18 protein-coding genes are annotated in these 19602 nt (G+C 63.9%); 5 read left to right on the top strand and 13 right to left on the bottom strand.

The window, feature by feature from the left end:
* Nucleotides 1-6: 6 nt before the first annotated feature.
* The 3 genes from bla (at nucleotide 7) to B8784_RS13995 (ending at nucleotide 1994) form a co-directional block, all read left to right on the top strand.
* The gene (gene bla, locus B8784_RS14005) at nucleotides 7-750 is read left to right on the top strand and encodes a subclass B1 metallo-beta-lactamase (RefSeq protein ID WP_084398566.1); all 744 of its coding nucleotides are present in this window, start codon (nucleotides 7-9) and stop codon (nucleotides 748-750) included.
* Nucleotides 751-981: 231 nt separating this feature from the next.
* On the top strand, nucleotides 982-1236 hold the full coding sequence (locus tag B8784_RS14000; RefSeq protein ID WP_084398565.1) for a YjhX family toxin: 255 nt from the start codon (nucleotides 982-984) through the stop codon (nucleotides 1234-1236).
* Between the two features lie 101 nt (nucleotides 1237-1337).
* Entirely contained in the window at nucleotides 1338-1994 is a 657-nt protein-coding gene (locus tag B8784_RS13995; protein WP_084398564.1) for an SDR family oxidoreductase, read from the top strand.
* On the opposite strand, the gene udk is transcribed toward B8784_RS13995, so the two are convergent.
* The 4 genes from udk to rpsO all read right to left on the bottom strand — a co-directional run bounded on the left by udk (nucleotide 1991) and on the right by rpsO (nucleotide 6412).
* Nucleotides 1991-2680, bottom strand: a complete 690-nt coding sequence (udk, locus tag B8784_RS13990) for a uridine kinase (protein WP_084398563.1) — start codon at nucleotides 2678-2680, stop codon at nucleotides 1991-1993. The genes B8784_RS13995 and udk overlap by 4 nt on opposite strands.
* A gap of 146 nt (nucleotides 2681-2826) precedes the next feature.
* Nucleotides 2827-3657, bottom strand: coding sequence for a CAP domain-containing protein (locus B8784_RS13985; RefSeq protein WP_158085688.1), 831 nt, complete (start codon nucleotides 3655-3657; stop codon nucleotides 2827-2829).
* A gap of 283 nt (nucleotides 3658-3940) precedes the next feature.
* On the bottom strand, nucleotides 3941-6067 hold the full coding sequence (gene pnp / locus B8784_RS13980; RefSeq protein ID WP_084398561.1) for a polyribonucleotide nucleotidyltransferase: 2127 nt from the start codon (nucleotides 6065-6067) through the stop codon (nucleotides 3941-3943).
* A 75-nt stretch (nucleotides 6068-6142) separates the two neighbouring features.
* Entirely contained in the window at nucleotides 6143-6412 is a 270-nt protein-coding gene (rpsO, locus tag B8784_RS13975; RefSeq protein WP_084398560.1) for a 30S ribosomal protein S15, read from the bottom strand.
* A gap of 276 nt (nucleotides 6413-6688) precedes the next feature.
* Between rpsO and B8784_RS13970 the strand changes: the two genes are divergently transcribed.
* On the top strand, nucleotides 6689-7396 hold the full coding sequence (locus B8784_RS13970; protein WP_084398559.1) for a polyamine aminopropyltransferase: 708 nt from the start codon (nucleotides 6689-6691) through the stop codon (nucleotides 7394-7396).
* A 3-nt stretch (nucleotides 7397-7399) separates the two neighbouring features.
* On the opposite strand, the gene B8784_RS13965 is transcribed toward B8784_RS13970, so the two are convergent.
* The 3 genes from B8784_RS13965 to truB form a co-directional block, all read right to left on the bottom strand.
* Complete coding sequence (locus B8784_RS13965; protein WP_084398558.1) at nucleotides 7400-8497, bottom strand: alkene reductase; 1098 nt, start codon at nucleotides 8495-8497, stop codon at nucleotides 7400-7402.
* Between the two features lie 145 nt (nucleotides 8498-8642).
* The gene (locus tag B8784_RS13960; protein ID WP_084398557.1) at nucleotides 8643-9392 is read right to left on the bottom strand and encodes a 2OG-Fe dioxygenase family protein; all 750 of its coding nucleotides are present in this window, start codon (nucleotides 9390-9392) and stop codon (nucleotides 8643-8645) included.
* A gap of 119 nt (nucleotides 9393-9511) precedes the next feature.
* Nucleotides 9512-10453 carry a tRNA pseudouridine(55) synthase TruB gene (gene truB / locus B8784_RS13955; protein ID WP_084398556.1) on the bottom strand — a complete coding sequence of 314 codons (942 nt, stop codon included), beginning with the start codon at nucleotides 10451-10453 and terminating at the stop codon, nucleotides 9512-9514.
* A 302-nt stretch (nucleotides 10454-10755) separates the two neighbouring features.
* On the opposite strand from truB, the gene B8784_RS22085 reads away from it, so the two are divergent.
* Nucleotides 10756-11394: an OmpA family protein gene (locus B8784_RS22085; protein ID WP_084398555.1), complete on the top strand. Its 639-nt coding sequence runs from the start codon at nucleotides 10756-10758 to the stop codon at nucleotides 11392-11394.
* Nucleotides 11395-11469: 75 nt separating this feature from the next.
* Here the strand turns inward: B8784_RS22085 and B8784_RS13945 are convergent, their stop codons facing one another.
* The 6 genes from B8784_RS13945 to B8784_RS13920 all read right to left on the bottom strand — a co-directional run bounded on the left by B8784_RS13945 (nucleotide 11470) and on the right by B8784_RS13920 (nucleotide 19559).
* On the bottom strand, nucleotides 11470-11838 hold the full coding sequence (locus B8784_RS13945) for a hypothetical protein (protein WP_084398554.1): 369 nt from the start codon (nucleotides 11836-11838) through the stop codon (nucleotides 11470-11472).
* 108 nt (nucleotides 11839-11946) lie between these two features.
* Nucleotides 11947-12579 (bottom strand): hypothetical protein, encoded by a 633-nt coding sequence (locus B8784_RS13940; RefSeq protein ID WP_084398553.1) that lies wholly within the window; start codon nucleotides 12577-12579, stop codon nucleotides 11947-11949.
* 214 nt (nucleotides 12580-12793) lie between these two features.
* The gene (locus B8784_RS13935; RefSeq protein ID WP_084398552.1) at nucleotides 12794-15025 is read right to left on the bottom strand and encodes a 3-hydroxyacyl-CoA dehydrogenase NAD-binding domain-containing protein; all 2232 of its coding nucleotides are present in this window, start codon (nucleotides 15023-15025) and stop codon (nucleotides 12794-12796) included.
* Between the two features lie 190 nt (nucleotides 15026-15215).
* Nucleotides 15216-16421, bottom strand: coding sequence for an acetyl-CoA C-acetyltransferase (locus B8784_RS13930; RefSeq protein WP_084398551.1), 1206 nt, complete (start codon nucleotides 16419-16421; stop codon nucleotides 15216-15218).
* A gap of 32 nt (nucleotides 16422-16453) precedes the next feature.
* Complete coding sequence (locus B8784_RS13925; protein ID WP_143435494.1) at nucleotides 16454-17617, bottom strand: acyl-CoA dehydrogenase family protein; 1164 nt, start codon at nucleotides 17615-17617, stop codon at nucleotides 16454-16456.
* Between the two features lie 160 nt (nucleotides 17618-17777).
* Nucleotides 17778-19559, bottom strand: a complete 1782-nt coding sequence (locus B8784_RS13920) for an acyl-CoA dehydrogenase C-terminal domain-containing protein (protein ID WP_084398549.1) — start codon at nucleotides 19557-19559, stop codon at nucleotides 17778-17780.
* Nucleotides 19560-19602: the final 43 nt, after the last annotated feature.

Genomic DNA, 19602 nt, shown 5'->3' with positions numbered 1-19602 from the left:
CGCGCCATGCCGTGGCGGCTTGCAGCGGGCCTGGCTTTTCTCCTGCTTTCAGCTTGTGCCAGCCATGAGGCCGCCGCGGACGCGCCGGGCGCCGTCGAATTCGAACAGCTCGCCCCCGGCGTCTGGATGCATACCAGCTACGAGACCGTCGAGGGCTATGGCCCGGTGCTCTCGCATGGCCTGATTGTCGTGCGCGGCGACCATAGCGTGCTGGTCGATACCGGCTGGAATGATGACCAGACCGCCGAGATCCTCGACTGGGTGCAAACCACGCTTGGCAAGCCGGTCGAGGCGGCGGTGTTCACCCATGCCCATTCCGACAAGATGGGCGGGGTGCAGGCCGTGCGGGATCGCGGCATCGAGACCTATGCCAATGCACTCTCCAACCGGCTGGCGCCCTCTGTGGGCCTCACCCCGGCCGAGCATTCGCTGGAGCTGTCCGACCCCGGCGACACGGCCGATCTGGACGGTCTGGAAGTCCTTTATCCGGGCGGTGGGCACACGCGCGACAACATCACCGTCTATGACCCGCAAAGCCGCATCCTCTTCGGCGGCTGCCTGGTGCGCCCGGCCGAAAGCGACACGCTCGGCAACACCAATGATGCCGACATGGCTTACTGGCCGCAGGCGGCGACCAACCTCCTGACGGCCTATCCCGATGCGGTCATGGTCGTGCCCAGTCATGGCGCGCCCGGCGGGCCGGAGCTGCCAGGCCATACCGCTGCCCTTTTCGAGACGCGGGCGGACTAGGCCGTCTCCGGGCCCTGTATTGACGCTGGGCCGAACCTTCCCAATATAACCGCTCCAACGGAGTGTTTATGACTTTTCATCTGTCAGAGTCCCGGTAGGGGGCCTGCCGCAAGCGCCGATCCGGCGAGGCAGGCCGACAAAAGCGACGCCCGGCCACACCTTGTGGCCGAGACCGTTTTTGTGCGCCGGGATGACAGGTTCATCCGGCGTCTATCTCCGGACCAGACAACAATGGATATCTCACGCGCCGAACAGCGCATCCTCCACCTGCTCGCCCAGGGCGGGCATATCGAAACCGTTCGCCGTGGAAAGAAACTCGCCGAGCTTTACTGCTTCAGCCGCGACGGCTGGCGCTATCCGGGCCTCGACGAATATCTCTTCCGCAAGCTCAAACGCCGCCGGACCATCGCCTCGAAGGGCGGCGGGCCATACCGCATCACGCGCCGAGGGCTGGAGCTGGTGCGGGCGGAATATGACAACCGCTAGCCATGCCACCCCGGCCTCGTGAAAGACGGGGCCGGGGCTCTGGCAGAGGACGGTACGGGCTCCCATCTTGGCTGGGTAGACTGGCTTAAAGGAGCTTTCCCATGTCCGACATCTTCCTGATCGGCGCGACCGGCGGCATCGGCCATCGGCTTGTGCCCATGCTGATCGCACGCGGCCATTCGGTGACCGGGCTGCACCGCAAGCCGGAGCAGGCCGACACGCTGCGCGAGGCGGGCGTCCTGCCGGCGCTGGGCGACATCATGGAGCTCGGCGTCGACGAGCTGGAACAGATGCTGAAAGGCTCAGACGTTGCGGTCTTCTCCGCGGGTGCGGCCGGCAGCGGCTGGGACCGCACGACGGCCATCGATGGCGACGGTCCGCTGAAGCTGATCGAGGCGGCACGGCGCACGGGCCTGAAGCGCATCTATCTCGTCTCGGCTTTCCCCGAAGCCGGGCGCACGCGCGAGACAAGCGAGGGCTTCGAGCATTATATGCAGGAGAAGAAGCGCGCCGATGCCGCGCTCGCGGCAAGCGGGCTCGACTATGTCATCATCCGCCCCGGCACGCTGCAGCATGCGGATGGCGACGGCAAAGTCAGCGCCGGTCGCGCCCTGCCTTATGGCAATGTCGCACGCGGTAATGTCGCTGCCTTCATCGCCGCCCTGATCGACGCGCCGGACATCCGCCAGGAGATTTTCGAGCTGACCGATGGCGAGACGTCGGTTTCAGACGCGGTCGCCGCACTGAAGCGGGGCTAGACCACGCCCGCCGCCTGCAGGCGCGACATCACCGGCGCCAGCATCCGCTCGATGGCCGCGCCGCTGGGCGTGACATTGCCATAGGCTGGCAGCCCCTCATCGGCGATGACGAGGTCGGCCTCGAACTTGGCCGGGTGGGTGTGGCGGTAATGCGAGGCGCGCACCGTATCGAGATACTGGCTGAGGACGCTTTCGACATGGCGCCCGCGCTCGACCACATCGCGCCGGATCCGGCGGGCGAGCCGCAGATCGTCGGGGGTATCGACATAGATGGACAGATCGATCAGCGGGCGCAGGGCCGGGATGGACAGGGCATGGATGCCTTCCAGGATGATGACCGGCGTCGGCTCGATGCGGTGGGTCCGCTCGGCGCGGTCGTGGCGGTCATAGTCATAGACCGGCTGGTCGATGGCGTGGCCGGCCTTCAGCGCGGCGATGTCATTGACGAGATGGTTGGTGTCCTTCGAGGCCGGGTCGTCATAATTGACCTGGGCGATGATGGCGTCGCGCTGTTCCTGCGTGTCGCAGGGCCCGTAATGGCGCATCGGATGGTAGTAGCCGTCTTCATGGAAGATCACGGCCTTTTCCGGCCCGAGGGAGTCGATGAGGGCCTCGGCAAGGGTCGACTTGCCGGAGCCCGAGCCGCCGGACATGGCGATGAGGTAGGAAGAAGCTGCGCTGGCCATGCCGGCTGATCTAGACGCTTCCGCGCGAGCAGGAAACCCGCCCGGCGCGGCATTTACTGCGCTTCATGGTCAAAGCCCAACGATCAGGCGGGCGCCCCGTCCGGGAGCGCCCGCCTGTCATGCGTGGGACGATGGAGAATTGCGGGTCAGCGCGGGCTGACGATCGGGCCCCTCAGCACATAGGTGTCGGTGTCGAGTTCGACGAGCACGTCGAGATAGCCGCTATCGGTGCTCTCCAGGCTGCTGGCCGGCATGCGCATCATCTTGCCACCGGCGAGCCGGTTGCCGGAAGCGTCCGTCAGATTCCACCCGGCGGGACGGAACATCTCCTGATTAATCCGCGGGCTGAAGCTGGTCGCGTCCGAGATCTGCAAAGGGAGCGGAGTTTCGAGCTCCCCGTCCACGGTGGCGAGCATCTGCACGACGTAAAGCCGGTCGCCGCTGCGCGCGATGCCGAGGCCGGTATCGGTGAAGCCGCTGCGCGTCAGGTTTTCCCGGTTGGCGGCATCCGAGCGGATCGTGTCATAGACCGCTTCGGCGTTGGCATCCGCGTCGAGGATGACGACATTGGCGCCGGTCGAACTCGCCAGCACCTGCCGGTCGATGGCGCGCATGCGATAGGTGTGGCCGCGGCCTTCCAGGTCGGTATGGCCGGCATAGTTGCGTTCGGCCATGTCGAGGGCGTGGGCGCGGGCGGCCTTGTCGAGCGTGTCGCGGCGCTGCAGCGGGGCGACGCCGGCTTGTTCGCGCGCGGCATTGGTCAGCGCGTAGACGGCGTCTTCGGTGTCGCTTGCAAAGGCGTCGGTCTGGCTGAGGCAGGCATCCACCTCATCGACATAAGAAACCAGGGTTTCGCCATAGCCATCGGAGAGGTCGCAAGCGCCGCCAGCGGCGGCGGGAAGGGCGGCGAGAGCGCCACCAGCTGCCGCAAGGGCCAGCAGGGAGGCGGCACGTTTTTTGTCATAAAAGTGTAACATGGTTGTCATCATTTGAAATATGACAGTTATGTGTCAACGAAATTCTTGCGCTGCAGCGCAACAAATATTTTGTGCGTATACGGAATGAGTCCGTCACAATTACAGCTTCAGCCGTTTTCCATTACGGATGCGTAATGAAAATAAGGGCCGGATCAGCATGCGGATGGCGGGTTTATTACAGTTTCAGGGCCGGAAATGACGGGTTTGAAGCCGGCGCAGGGCAAAGAAAAAGGGCCGCAACGCGTGCGGCCCTTTCCGTGGTCTTCAATGGAAGTGAGCAGGCCTATTCGGCCGCTTCGGCTTCCTTGTCCTTGCCGGTCTCCTGGTCGACGGCTTTCATCGACAGGCGGACCTTGCCGCGGTCGTCGAAGCCCATCAGCTTGACCCAGACCTTGTCGCCTTCCTTGACGAGGTCTTTCGGGTGGCCGATGCGCTCGTCTGCCATTTGCGACACGTGGACCAGGCCGTCCTTCGGGCCGAAGAAGTTCACGAAGGCGCCGAAATCCTTGATCGACACGACCGTGCCTTCATAGATCTCGCCGGCTTCCGGCTCGGCGGTCAGTTCGCGGATACGCTTCTTGGCGGCGTCGATGGATTCCCGGTCGAGCGCCGAGATCTGGATCGTGCCGTCGTCTTCCACATTGAGCTTGGCGCCCGTCGTGTCGACGATGTCACGGATGACCTTGCCGCCCGAGCCGATCACGTCGCGGATCTTGTCGACCGGGATGTTGACGATTTCCATCTGCGGCGCGTTGGCCGACAGCTCACCGCGAGACTCTGCAAGGGCCTTGTTCATCTCGCCCAGGATGTGGGCGCGGCCGCCCTTGGCCTGGTCGAGAGCCGTTTGCATGATGTCTTTGGTGATGCCTGCGATCTTGATGTCCATCTGGAGCGAGGTGACACCGGTTTCGGTGCCGGCGACCTTGAAGTCCATGTCGCCGAGATGGTCTTCGTCACCCAGGATATCGGAAAGAACGGCAACACCGTCTTCATCCTTGATGAGGCCCATCGCGATGCCGGACACCGGACGCGAGATCGGCACGCCGGCATCCATCATGGCCAGCGCACAGCCACAGACCGTCGCCATCGAGGACGAGCCGTTGGACTCGGTGATCTCGGAGACGAGGCGGATCGTGTACGGGAAGTCCTCAGCTTTCGGCAGAACCGCGCGCAGCGCACGCCATGCCAGCTTGCCGTGACCGATCTCGCGGCGGCCGGCGCCGCCCATACGGCCCGTCTCACCGACCGAGTAGGGCGGGAAGTTGTAGTGCAGCATGAACTTTTCTTTGTGCGTGCCGCCCAGCCCGTCGATGAACTGCTCATCGTCGGAGGTGCCGAGCGTGGCCACACAGATGGCCTGCGTTTCACCGCGGGTGAAGAGCGCGGAACCATGCGTGCGCGGCAGGAAGCCGGCTTCGGCGACGATCGGGCGAACCTGATCGAGCGACCGGCCATCGATACGCTTGCCGGTCTTGATGATGTCGCCGCGAACAACCTTGGCTTCGGCTTTCTTGAAGGCGGCCTTGAAGACCGACTCGTCCATGCCTTCGGGCTTTTCCTCGGTCGCGACGAGGGCTTCGGCCGCCTTTTCGCGGGCCGCGCCGACAGCTTCCTGGCGGGCGAGCTTCTCGGTGATCTGATAGGCAGCCGAGAGGTCGGAGCCGACGAGGTCCTGAATGGACTTGAGTTCGCCCGAAAGGTCTTCGGCTTCGAACTCGAACGGTTCCTTGGCGGCCTTCTCGGCCAGCTTGATGATCGCGTCGATCACCGGCTGCATGGCTTCGTGGCCGGCCATGACCGCGCCCAGCATGACGTCTTCGGCGAGCTCATTTGCTTCCGACTCGACCATCATGACGGCGTCAGCGGTCCCGGCGACAACGAGGTCAAGATCGGACTCTTCCATGTCGTCGGCGGTCGGGTTGATGAGATAGTCGCCATCCTTGTAGCCGACGCGGGCGGCGCCGATCGGCCCCATGAAGGGGGCGCCGGACAGCACGAGCGCAGCAGAGGCGCCGATCATGCCGATGATATCGGGATCGTTTTCGAGGTCATAGGAGATCGCCGTCAGGACGACCTGGACTTCATTCTTGAAGCCATCGACGAAAAGCGGGCGGATCGGGCGGTCGATAAGGCGCGAGGTCAGCGTCTCTTTTTCCGTCGGACGGCCTTCACGCTTGAAGAAGCCACCCGGGATACGGCCCGATGCGTAGTATTTTTCCTGATAGTTGACCGTGAGCGGGAAGAAGTCCTGCCCAGGCTTGGCTTCCTTGCGATAGGTCGCCGTGGCGAGGACGGTGGTGTCCCCGTAAGTGACGAGGACGGCCCCGTCAGCCTGACGAGCGACACGGCCCGTCTCGATCGTCAACGTGCGGCCGGCCCATTCCAGCGACACGGTTTGCTTGTCAAACATAAGCGGTTCTTTCTCTGTACATACGTAAAGCCCGCCAGGACCCTATGTCCGGCGGGCTTGGTGGTGGCCAGGACCCTAGCGGCGGATCCCCAGCTCTTCGATGAGAGCCTTGTAGCGGCCCTCGTTCTTGCCCCTCAGATAATCGAGGAGTTTCCGGCGCGTGGCGACCAGGTTGAGCAGGCCGCGGCGCGAATGGTGGTCTTTCTTGTTGGTCTGGAAGTGCTCGGTCAGGTTGTTGATGCGCTCCGTAAGGATCGCAACCTGGACTTCCGGGGACCCGGTATCGCCGTCTGTCTGGGCGAATTTCTTGATCAGTTCGGACTTCTTTTCTGCCGTGATCGACATCGTGAATACTCTCTTGGTTCTGGCCCTTTGCGGGCCGTTTCGATTGTACCCTGTTTTAAAGGGTGGTTCCTTGGGGAGGGCGATGGGGACAATCGACCGGGATGTCGTCCAGCCGGATGAGCCCAAGACGCTCGCCTCAAGGGCGCGCACATCGCACATTTGGGCCCGAAAGGAAAGGGGCGCAGTGCGATCTTGGCTGCAGGGCTTTCGCATGGCCAGCCGAGCGCTTAGGCCATGCTCCGCGCATCCTGCGCAGACGAGACACCAGGAGGGGCCATGAGCCGCTTGTTCGAGGAACTGGACTATCAGGTCACCGATATCGGGGCCATCAGTTTGCGCCGCCGCCGCATCCTGTCGCTCGACACCGATGTGTGGGAGGTGATGCTCGGCGACGAGCATCTGATGTCGAGCCTGTTCACCGCCTCCGAAGTCGCACTCGCCGAGCGCGGGCTGGCGGCCCTGGGCGAGGCCACCGAGCGTGGCTGGGACGTGGTCGTCGGCGGGCTTGGCCTTGGCTATACCGCTGCTGCCGTGCTGGCCGACAAGCGCGTCGGCACGCTGGAGGTGGTCGAGTTGCTCGGTCCCGTCATCGAGTGGCACGAGAAGGGCCTCATCCCGCTCGATCCGCCGCTTGCCGCTGACAGCCGCTGCACCGTGCGCGAGGGCGATTTCTTCGCCATGGCGGCATCGGAAGAAGGCTTCGGCGCGCCGAAGGATGCCATCCTCATCGATATCGACCACACGCCGGACTGGCTGCTCGATCAGCGCAGCGGCAGTTTCTATTCTGAAGAGGGGCTGGAAAAGCTCGCCCGCCATTTGAAGCCCGGCGGCGTGATGGGCCTCTGGTCGGACGCCGGCGCCGACGCGGCCTTCATCGCGCGCCTCGCCAGCGTCTTCTCAGAGGCCTGGAGCGAGCCGGTCACCTTCCACAACCCGCTCCAGGACAAGCCGTTTACCCAGACGGTCTATCTCGCCCGGAAATAGGCCTCAGGCGCCGGTCTTCTGCTCTTCCAGCGTGGGATAGTCGGTATAGCCCTTTTCGCGGCCGCCATAGAGGTTTTCCTTGTCCAGCTCATTGAGCGGGGCATCCTGCTTCAGGCGTTCGACCAGATCCGGATTGGAAATGTAGGGGCGGCCGAAAGCCACGGCATCGGCCTTGCCCGCCTCGACGCGTTCGATGGCAAGCTCGCGGGTATAGCCATTATTGGCGATATAAAGCCCGCTGAAATGCTTGCGCAGTTCGGCAAGCCCGTCTTCCGGCGCGTCGCGTTCCCCGCCGGTCTGGCCCTCGATGATGTCGAGAAAGCCGAGTCCGGCCTCTTCGGCGATGTCATAGGCGCGCGAGAAGAGCGCCAGCGGATCGCTGTCGGAGACGTCATTGGCGTTGGAGTACGGGCCGAAGCGGATGCCGACCTTTTTCGGGTCCCAGACGCTGGTCACGGCCTCGACCACCTCTTTCAGCAGGCGCGTGCGGTTTTCCACCGAGCCGCCATACTGGTCGGTGCGCTTGTTGGAGCTGTCGCGCAGGAACTGGTCGATCAGATAGCCATTCGCGCCGTGGATCTCGACAGCGTCGAAGCCGGCCTTCTTGGCGTTCTCGGCGGCCTTTCGGAAATCCTCGACCAGGCGCGGGATCTCGTCGGTCTCCAGCGCACGCGGCGTGGAGGTCTCCACGAAGCTCTCGCCGTCAAAGGTCCGGGATTTGGCCGCGATGGCCGACGGGGCGACGGGCGCCTGGCCGTCCGGCTGCAGGGAGGTGTGGGAGATGCGCCCGACATGCCAGATCTGGGCGGCGATGCGCCCGCCCTTGCGGTGAACGGCATCGGTGACAAGCTTCCAGCCCTCGACCTGTTCCTCGCTATAGATGCCCGGCGTCCAGGCATAGCCCTTGCCCTCCGGCGAGATCTGCGTCGCCTCTGTGATGATGAGGCCGGCGCCAGCGCGCTGGGCGTAGTATTCGGCATTCATTTCCTGCGGCACGTCGCCGTCCGGCCTGGCCCGGTTACGGGTCAGCGGGGACATGACCACGCGGTTGGGAAGGGTAAGGTCGCCCAGGGCGACGGGGGTGAAGAGTTTCTCGGTCATAGCCTTTTGTCCTTCTGTCTGTCTGTTCGCAGGGCAGAGATGGGAGAGGGCCCGCCCGGTCAAAACGCCGCGCAATCAGAAAGGTTATGCATAACAGATCTCCGGGCCTCGCATGAATGGCCGGGATCGCCGTCAGCGGGGTGTCTCAGTCGGTGCGCCGGAAGGTGACGACCAGCATGTCGCGGTGGCCGCGCGTCAGCGGGACGGCCGGCAGGATGCAGCTGACCCCGTGGCGCAGCCGCCGGTCGTCGACCAGCGCGGTGTCGAACGGCGCGGTCAGCGTAAAGCGCGTCAGCGGGTGGCCGGCATTGTCCTCGATCAGGCTTTCCCCGCCGCTGACGCCCTCGCGCGCGATCAGGCTCATCAGGACGAAGTCGACGCCGTCGCGGTGCATGCCTTCCGGCGTCGGCTGGCCGCCCTCCGCGCCCGCCTCGATGCGGAACTGGTGGACTTCGATCTCCCAGCCGGTCTGCGGGGCCGCAGCGCTGAAGACGCGCGCGCCGAGATCGAGCAGGCCGGCGCCAGCCCTGTTCTCCAGCGTCTCGCGGCGGATTTCCTCGAAATGGCGCTCGATGCCGCCATTCACCGGATTGTAGTGCCGGGTCTGAAAGTGTGGGCGATAGGGCTCTAGCCGGACAGGCCCGCCATTCGCAGCGGCGCTCATCACCGCATGGCGGCGCCGGCGGTAGCGGCCGCCATCGGCCATATAGGGGTCGAGCGGCAGGTCGTCCCAGCTTTGCCGGAAGGCCGGGATGGCGTCGGCGAGACGCTCACGCCCGCCGAGCAGGGCGATGCAGTCGGCCGCCGGCAGGACGGCATAGCCATCTCTCTCGAGCTGGTGGACGAGCCGGTCTTCGGTCTCTGGGGCCGGGTGTGCGATCTGGCCGCTATGCATTTATCGCCTCCATGCAGGCTTGGGCACATGGCCCCTGCCGCCGGTGCGATCAAGCCGTGCAGCCGCTGCAGCGATAACGATTTGCGACAGTTGGATACAGACCGCGCAGTTTCGCGCGCTTACATCTGAAAAACGCGCACCGGCTGGAAGCGTCCGGCGCGGACCTCGCCCATGGCGACGGCAGTGTCTCCGGCCATGGCAAGCGCGAGCCGGTCGTCCGGGTCCGGATTTTTCTCGGTGCGCCAGCGCTCGACCACATGCGGCATCAGCATGACCTCGCGGCCCTGACGGATCGCGGCGGCATCCTCGTCGGAAATCTCCACGTCGGGCACATCGTCGAGCACTTCCTCGACCGGCAGCAGCGTGGCGAGCCGGGCCTCGCGGTCTTCCATGGCCTCAAGGTCGGCGAGTTTTACCGCATCGTCCTCATGCATGACGCCGACACGGATGCGGCGCAGCTTCGAGACATGCCCGTCGCAGCCGAGTGTCCCGGCGAGGTCGCGGGCCAGCGCGCGGACATAGAAGCCCTTGCCCGAGCGGACATGGAAGGTCGCATGGTCTTCGTCGGGCATCTCGATCAGGCGCGCTTCATGGACGAAGACACGGCGCGACGGGATCTCGAACTCCTCGCCGTCGCGGGCAAGGTCATAGGCGCGCTCGCCGTCCACCTTGATGGCGGAATATTTCGGCGGCACCTGGTCGATCTCGCCCTCGAAGCCCTCCAGGGCGGCTTCGATATCGGCCCGGTCGGGCCGGGTCTCGGAGGTGCGGATGACCTCGCCTTCGCCGTCGAGAGTATCGGTGGTGCGGCCCCATTCGACGGTGAAGACATATTCCTTGTCGGCATCCATCGCCCACTGCACGGTCTTGGTGGCTTCCCCGAAGGCGATGGGCAGGATGCCGTCGGCCAGTGGGTCGAGCGTGCCGCCATGGCCGACCTTCTGGGCATTGAACAGGCGTTTCAGCATGCCGACGACCTGCGTCGAGGTGATGTCCACCGGCTTGTCGACATTCAGCCAACCATGCACCGGCAGGCCCTTTTTCTTGCGATTGCGTGCCACGTCTTCCTCCGTTTCGCCATGGCCGGCGGGTCGAACGCCGGGCAGGGGCTGGAAATCGGTTCCAAGGGATCAGGCGCCGGAGCTAGTCGGCCCGGAGGCGGGCGTCAACTGGCAAGCGGCCGCATGGGGCCCGGGGCGACGGAAACATGACCCAATTGTCAGAATTGGGGCCCGCGCACCCCAAAATAAAACGTGATATGTCAGGGCCGTTGGCTCCGGATGGTCTGGAACGAAGCCGTTCAGCCGACGTTCAAACACTGTTCCCGCTAATCCCGGGACAGACAAAACGAGGAGATCCCGAGATGAAAAAGACGATGATCGGCGTTGCTGCCGCAGCGATGATGTTTACGACCGCCTGCCAGAGCGGCCTCAGCGAACGTCAGGCCTATGGCGCAGGCGGCGGCGCGCTGGCCGGTGCCGCTCTCGGCACGCTGGCCGGTGGCGACGATGGCCGGAACGCCGCAATCGGCGCAGCCCTCGGTGCGCTCGCTGGCGGTGCCGTCGGCACCTATATGGACCGTCAGGAAGCCGAGCTTCGCCGCCGCACGCAGGGCACCGATATCCAGGTGCAGCGCCAGGGCGACCAGATCGCGCTGACCATGCCGTCAAGCGTGACCTTCTCGGTCGACAGTGCGCAGCTGAAGCCGGAATTCTATCCGGCGCTGAATGATGTCGCGTCGACCCTGGTCGAGTATCCGCGCACGACGGTTGACGTTGTCGGCCACGCGTCCTCGGATGGCCCGGACGACTACAATATGCGCCTGTCGGAGCGCCGTGCGAATTCGGTTGCGAACTACCTGCAAGGCCAAGGCGTCCAGCCGATGCGGATCCGTGCCACTGGCATGGGTGAGACCCAGCCGGTTGCCTCAAACGAGACAGAGGCCGGACGCGCAGCCAACCGCCGCGTGGAGATCCTGCTGTCGCCGGTCACGCAAAGCTAAGGCCGGCCGACATAACCCTCATGAAGAAAGGCCGCAGCAAATTGCTGCGGCCTTTTTGCTGTCGGGTCCTACGGTTCAGGCGTCCACGACATCCGTGACCTTGTAGGTTAGAGCGTCCCCGTCATGATGCGAGACGGTGATGTATTCGCCGACGGCAAATTTGTGATCGCCCAGCCGGTAGGTCGGCTCATCGGGGCCTTCATGGTCTTCGTCATAATGGAAAAACCAGTGGCTGCCGCGATGGGTGAGCCAGCCATCGGCGCGTTCGTCCGGGTCCGGATCGAAGCGGATGACGACGGCTTCCTGACGGTGCTCGCGCCATTCGTCCAGGTCCAGCTCCCCGCCGGCCGTCAGTGGCGCTTTCAGTATGTAACCGCGCTCGGCATCCCCGTTCGGAAAGTCAGGGTTGCGCGCCAGTCTCAACACGATCCGTTTGAAAGCCATTCGATAAACTCCGGTCTACTGTCCTGATGCCCATATGAAATATGGCCGCGCCGGGAGCGATACGGGAGACTACCTAGAATGCCGGAAGGCCTTTGCCGCCCGCGCCCGTCAGGCCAGATTCGCGCCATCCGGATCGTTCAGCATGCCATGCTTCAGCCAGTTGCCGATCAGGGTGATCTCGCGCTGGATATCCACCGTCACCGTGCCGAGCAGCTTCTTGCGCAGGGCCATGAACATCGACGATGACATCAGCATATGCGCGGCCGTCAGGGCGGAGCCATAATTGGCCGGCCCGCCCTTGGAGTGCACGAGCCGTTCGGCAATGGCCGCCACACCCGGCTCGACCAGCAGGGTATTGTACGCCTCGAAAATGCGCGGGTCGGTCATGCCTTCGCGGATCGAGAGGACATGGCTGTTGAGATAGGCATTGTCCTTGCCGAGCTGGATGGCGATGGTGGTGTACTGGTCGACGGCTTCGGAGACGGTCTCGGCCGGCAGCCGGAGGCGGTCGCGTGTGGCGGTCGAGCGGTTGGCAAGCTCCTCGATGACGGCGATGATCGCCCCTGTCCGGCCGCCGAAATAGTGGTTGAGCGTGGGTTGGGATGTCTCCGCGGCGATGGCGAGCTGCCTGAAGGAGGGCAGCTGGATGTCGTCACTCAGGAGATAGTCTGTCAGGCGATTGACCAGGGCGGCCCGCTTTTCTTCATAATCGGTATTTCTTACGCCAGCAGGTCTGGCCATGCGTCTTGCCCTCCGGTTGGGCTGGTCGCCAAAAAAGTGTGATGAAATGCACCGCGCCCAGCCGGTTATTGTATTTGCAACGGCACCGTGATGCCAAACCCGACCCCGGCCAAGGCAAGGTCCGATCACATATTATTTCAATTTTCGGTTTATACATGAAATACAAAAAAGCCGGGGACGAAAATCCCCGGCTCTGTAATGGATATTGCAGATTTTAGGCAGCGACAGGCTGCTTGGCATCTGCGGGCGGGAAGCGGTCATAGAACCCTTCGCCCTTCGCCGCCATGTCCTTGAGGAGCTGCGGCACTTCAAAGCGCTCGCCATATTTCGCGGCGAGTTTCTCGGCCTCTTCCACGAAGGGTTTGATGCCCCAGATCAGGTCGACATAGGAGCAGCAGCCGCCCGTATAGGGCGCAAAGCCCCAGGCGAGGATCGAGCCGATATCGGCGTCGCGCGCATCGGTGATGACGCCTTCCTCGAAGCAGCGGGCCACCTCGATCGCCTGACGGATCAGGAAGCGGTTCTTCAGGTGCTGCTTCAGCTCCGGCGGGCACTCGTCGACCTTCACTTCAAGGCGGGAGTTGAGGTCCGGCCAGAGGCGTTCCGGCTTGCCCTTCTCGTTATAGTCGTAGAAGCCCTTGCCGGCCTTGCGCCCGACACGGCCCTGATCGTCGACCAGCCAGGCCAGGAATTGCGTGCGGTCGTCTTTCTGGAGGTCGACGCCCATGGCTTCGGCGGTCGCCCGCGTCACCTTCAGCGCGGTGTCGAGCCCGACGGAGTCGGACACTTCCAGCGGGCCCATCGGCATGCCGGACTGGCGCCCGACATTCTCGATGATGGCCGGCTTGATGCCTTCGGCCAGCATTTCCATGCCTTCGCGTGTATAGGTGCCGAAGCAGCGCGAGGTGTAGAAGCCGCGCGAGTCATTGACCGAGATCGGCGTCTTGCGGATGGCGAGGACATAGTCGATCGCCTTGGCCAGCGTGGCTTCCGAGGTCTCCTTGCCGGAGATGATCTCGACCAGGCCCATGCGCTCCACCGGCGAGAAGAAGTGGATGCCGATGAAGTTCGCCGGACGCTTCGAGGCCTTGGCCAGCCCGGTGATCGGCAGGGTGGAGGTGTTGGTGCCGAAGACGGCGTCTTCGCCGAGAACGGCTTCGGCCTGCTCGGTGATCTTGGCCTTCAGTTCTTCATTCTCGAACACGGCCTCGATCACCAGGTCGGCGCCTTTGACGTCGTCATAATTGTCGGTCGTCGTGATCAGGTCGAGCAGCTTGTCGCCCTTCTCCTGGGTGGACTTGCCGCGCGAGACGTCCTTCTCGACGATCCGGCGGGAATAGTCCTTGCCCTTCTCGGCGTTTTCCTTGGACACGTCGACAAGGACGGTCGGGATGCCGGCCTTGGCCTGGACATAGGCAATGCCCGCGCCCATCAGGCCGGCGCCCACGACGGCGATCTTCTTGAACTCCGTCTTCGGATGGCCCTCGGGGCGGTTGCCGCCCTTGGAAAGCGCCTGCGTCGACAGGAAGAGCGAGCGGATCATCGCTTTCGCTTCCGGCCGCGCCTGGGTGTTCAGGAAGTAGCGCGTCTCGATGCGAAGGCCCGCATCGATCGGCACCTGGAGGCCTTCATAGACGCAGGAGAGGATGTTCTTCTGGGCGGGATAATTGCCATAGGTCTTGGCCGCCAGCATCATGTTGGACATGGTCGCGACCTGGCCGGCGCCCGGGCTCTTGTGCACGACACCGCCGGGCACCTTGAAGCCTTTCTCGTCCCACGGGGCCTTGGCTTCGGGATTGGCTTTCACCCAGGCCTTGGCCTTGTCGACGACCTCTGCGCCCGGCGCGAGCTCGTTGATGACGCCCATCTCCTTGCCTTCCTTGGCAGAGAAGCTCTTGCCCTGGAGGATCAGCGGCAGGGCGGCCTGAACGCCAACGAGGCGCGGCAGGCGCTGCGTACCGCCAGCACCCGGCAGGAGGCCGATCTTGGCTTCCGGCAGGCCGAATTGCTGTTTCGGATTGTCGCTCGCGGCCACGCGATAGTGGCAGGCGAGCGCCACTTCGAGGCCGCCGCCCAGGGCCAGGCCGTTCAGCGCGCAGGCGACCGGCTTGCCGCAGGTCTCAAGCTCGCGGAGCGTCTTGTTCAGCGTGAAGCCGCCTTCGAAGCGCTCCTTCAGCTTTTCGTCCTCGCTCTTGGCGCTGTCGTCGGCCGAGCCGGCCCGGTTGCCCATCTCGCCGAGGTCGGCGCCGGCGCAGAAGCCGCTCGGCTTGCCGGAGGAGACGACCAGCCCCTTGATCTTGTCGTTCTCGGCCACTTCCTTGGCGATGGCGACGATATCGGCGACAGCCTTGCCCGTCAGCGTGTTCATGCTGCGGCCGGGCACGTCGAAGACGGCGTGCGCAATGCCATCGCCGTCGATGTCGAATTTGAAGGTTTCGAGGTTCATCTTGCTTCTATCCTGTTAATTCCTGGGGGCGCTACGCGCGCCGAGTGCGAGACCGAAAACGATGCCAAGGGCCACGCCCATGGATGTCCCGGTCGCAAAGTTTCCTGTGGCCTGCCCCAGGGCGGCGCCGATCGCGAGACCGAAGCCAAGGCCGAGGGCCAGAAAGGATCCACGGGACTTTCGCACTCTCTTACACCCGTTCAATGATTGTCGCGGTGCCCATGCCGGCCCCGACGCAGAGTGTGATCAGCGCGGTCTCCTTGTCGGAGCGCTCGAGCTCGTCGAGCATGGTGCCAAGCAGCATGCCGCCGGTGGCGCCAAGCGGGTGGCCCATGGCGATGGCGCCGCCATTCACGTTCATCTTGTCGTGCGGGATGTCGAGCAGATGCATCATCAGCATCGGCACCGAGGCGAACGCCTCGTTCAGCTCGTAAAGGTCGATATCGCCGACTTCCATGCCGGCCTTCATCAGCGCCTTGCGCGTCACCGCCGTCGGGCCGGTCAGCATGATGCCGGGCTCGGAGCCGATGGAGGCCATGGACTTGATGCGGGCACGCGGCTTGAGGCCCATGCGCTCGCCCATTTCCTTCGAGCCGAACAGGACCGCCGAGGCGCCGTCCACGATGCCCGACGAATTGCCGGCATGGTGGACGTGGTCGATGGTCTCAAGCTCGGGATAGCGCTGCTTGATGACCTCGTCGAAGCCCATGCCGCCCATGCCCGCAAAGGAGGGGTTGAGGCCCGCGAGCGACTGCATGTCGGCATCCGGGCGCATGTGTTCGTCATGGTCGAGAATGGTCGCGCCCATCTGGTCCTTCACCGGAACGATGGACTTCTTGAAGCGGCCTTCCTTCCAGGCGGTGGCGGCGCGCTTCTGGGATTCCACGGCAAAAGCGTCGACATCGTCGCGCGAGAAGCCCCACTTGGTGGCGATCGTGTCGGCCCCGATGCCCTGCGGGGCGAAATAGGTCTTCAGCGCGACCTGCGGGTCGGCCGACCAGGCCCCGCCCGAGGCGCCCATGGGCACGCGCGACATGCTCTCGACGCCGCCGCCGATGGCCATGTCAGCCTCGCCGGTCATCACCTTGGCCGCGGCCATGTTGCAGGCTTCCAGGCCGGAGGCGCAGAAGCGGTCGACCTGCACGCCGGCCGTGGTCTCGGCATACTCGGCGTTCAGCACCGCGATGCGGGCAATGTCGGCGCCCTGTTCGCCCACCGGCGAGACGCAGCCGAGCACGACATCGTCGACATGGTTGGTGTCCAGCTCGTTGCGCTCGCGCACGGCCTGCAGGGCCTGTGTGGCGAGCGAGAGCGAGGTGATCTCGTGCAGCGAGCCGCTCGCCTTGCCCTTGCCGCGCGGCGTGCGCACGGCGTCATAAACATAAGCTTCAGTCATTTTCGGGGGCTCCTTTCGGGGGATATTCGAATTCACATGGTCCGGGCGATGAGCATCTTCATGACTTCGTTCGCGCCGCCATAGATGCGCTGGACGCGGGCGTCGGCATACATCTGGCCGATCGGGTACTCGTCCATATAGCCGTAGCCGCCATGCAGCTGCAGGCACTCGTCGATGATCTTGCACTGAAGATCGGAGATCCAGTATTTCGACATCGAAGCGGTCGCCGCGTCGAGCTTGCCCTGGACGAGCAGCTCGGTGCAGTGGTCGGCGAAGACCTTCGCCACCGTCGCCTCGGTCTTGCACTCGGCGAGCTTGAACTGCGTGTTCTGGAAGTCCCAGATCGTGCCGCCGAACGCCTTGCGCTGTTTCACATACTCGACGGTTTCATGGATGGCGCGCTCGATCATCGCCACACCTTGTAGCCCGATGATGTGACGCTCCTGCGGCAGTTTCTGCATCAGCTGGACGAAGCCCTTGCCTTCTTCCGCCCCGAGCAGGTTGGAGGTGGGCACGCGGACATCGTTGAAGAAAAGCTCGGACGTGTCGGAGGCTTTCTGGCCGATCTTTTCCAGGTTGCGGCCGCGCTCGAAACCCTCGACCTCGTCGGTCTCGACCACGATGAGCGAGATGCCTTTCGAGCCCTGGCTCGGATCGGTCTTGGTGACGACGACGATCAGGTTTGCGGTCTGGCCGTTGGAGATGAAGGTCTTCTGGCCATTGATGACATAGTGATTGCCATCCTTCTTGGCGGTCGTCTTGACCGCTTGCAGGTCGGAGCCGGTGCCCGGCTCGGTCATGGCGATGGCGGCGACCATGTCGCCGGAGGCGAGCTTGGGCAGCCATTTCTTCTTCTGCTCTTCGGAGCCATAGGCCTCGATATAAGGCGCGATGATACCGTTGTGCAGCGTGATGCCGAAGCCGTCGATGCCCTTCCATTGCTGCTGCTCGATGATCACCGCCTCATGGCGGAAATCCCCGCCGGCGCCGCCATATTCTTCCGGCATGGAGGCGCAGAGGAGGCCGGCTTCCCCGGCCTTCTTCCACATCTCGCGCGGCACATAGCCCTGCTTGCGCCAGTCCTCGACATGCGGCTTGCATTCGCGTTCGAAGAATTGGCCGACGGCATCGGAAAAGATCGAAATTTCTTCATCCTGGCGCCATTTGGCCGGTGGTACGTCGAGGACGTTTTGCATCGGGTCCATCTCCCTTGGCGTGAGTGTTCGACAGGTTGTCGTTTACGTTCACGTCAATGTATAAGGCTCGGCGTCTTGTGGCGCGAGTCCTCACGCAACGTCATGTTGCAGCATTTTAAGCGCCTTGCGGCCGCCGGCCCGGAGGCCGGCGGTAGCCCGCCTAGAAGTGGTCTGCCTCGAGCGCCATGAGCGGCTCGGCGCCGGTCTTGAGCTTGGCGAGATGCGCGCCCGCTTCCGGCAGGATACGGCTGACATAATAGCGTCCCGTGACGAGTTTGTCGTCATAGAAGGGGTCGCTGCCGCGTTTCTCCAGCGCGACCTTCGCCATCTGCGCCCACATATAGGCGAGGGCCGTCAGGCCGAAGAGGTGGAGATAGTCGGTCGAGGCGGCGCCGGCATTGTTGAAGTCGCTCATGCCGTTCTGCATCAGCCAGGTCGTGCCGTCCTGCAGCTTCGCCTTGGCGTCCTTCAGCCCTTCGATGAAGACGGCGAGGTCTTCATTGTCCTCGTTCGCGCCGATGAAATCGTCGATCTCGGCAAAGAAAGTGAAGACTGCGCGCCCGCCATTCGCCGCCAGCTTGCGTCCGACCAGGTCGAGCGCCTGGATGCCGTTCGTGCCCTCATAGATCAGTGTGATGCGCACATCGCGGACATATTGCTCGATGCCCTGTTCGCTGGTGAAGCCGGTGCCGCCATGCAGCTGCAGGGCGTCGTTGCAGGCCTTCAGGCCGCGATCGGTGAGATAGGCTTTCACCACGGGGGTGAGCAGCGCCATATAGTCGCCGGCCTTTTCCTTCAGTTTCTCGTCGGGCGATCTGTGCAACAGGTCGCCATGCAGCGCGGTCCAGTAGGTGAACATGCGCGCGCCCTCGATGAAGGCCTTGCAGTCCATCAGCATGCGCCGGACATCCGGGTGCACGATGATCGGGTCGGCCGGCTTGTCCTGGGCTTTCGGGCCGGTCAGCGAACGGCTCTGCAGGCGTTCGCGGGCAAAGTCGGCGGCGTTCTGATAGGCGACCTCGGCTTGCGAGAGGCCCTGCAGGCCGACACCCAGACGCGCCTCGTTCATCATCACGAACATGGTGCGCATGCCCTTGTGCTCTTCGCCGACGAGCCAGCCGGTCGCGCCGTCATAATTCATGACGCAGGTCGCGTTGCCGTGAATGCCCATCTTTTCTTCCAGGCCGCCACAGGAGACCGCATTGCGTTCGCCCAGCGCGCCGTCCTCGCCCACCATGTATTTCGGCACGACGAAGAGCGAGATGCCCTTGATGCCTTCCGGCGCGCCCTCGATGCGGGCCAGGACAAGGTGGATGATATTGTCGGTCAGGTCCTGCTCGCCGCCGGAGATCCAGATCTTCTGGCCGGTGAGCTTGTAGGAGCCGTCCTCCTGCGGGACGGCCTTGGTCTTGATCAGGCCGAGATCGGTGCCGCATTGCGGCTCGGTCAGGTTCATGGTGCCGGCCCATTCGCCGGACGCCATTTTCGGCCCGTATTTCTGCTTCTGCGCGTCGGAGCCGCCGGCCATCAGCGCTTCATAGGCGCCAGACGTCAGGCCCGGATACATGGCGAAGGCCATATTGGCCGACGACATCATCTCGCTGATCGCCGTCGACAGGATCTGGGGCAGGCCCTGGCCACCCATTTCCGGGTCCTTGGCCAGAAGCGACCAGCCATTCTCGGAGAATTGCCTGTAGGCGTCGGGGAAGCCGTCCGGCGTTTTTACCGAGGCATCGTCATGGCGCACGCAGCCCTGTTCGTCGCCCACCTTGTTGAGCGGGAACAGCGCCTGGCTCGCGAACTTGCCGCCCTCTTCGAGGATCTGGTCGATAATGTCGGGCGTGGCTTCGGAGAAGCCTTCAAGATTCGAATAGTTTTGCAGCGACAGCACATCGTGAAAAATGAACTGCATGTCCCGCACGGGCGCATCATAACGCGGCATGGAAATCCCCTCGGATGAAATATTGCGGCGCCTGCCTTAGCAG

It is taken from the genome of Henriciella aquimarina, from assembly GCF_002088975.1.
Classification (GTDB): Bacteria; Pseudomonadota; Alphaproteobacteria; order Caulobacterales; family Hyphomonadaceae; genus Henriciella; species Henriciella aquimarina.
This window is presented reverse-complemented; position numbering and strand designations above follow the sequence as displayed.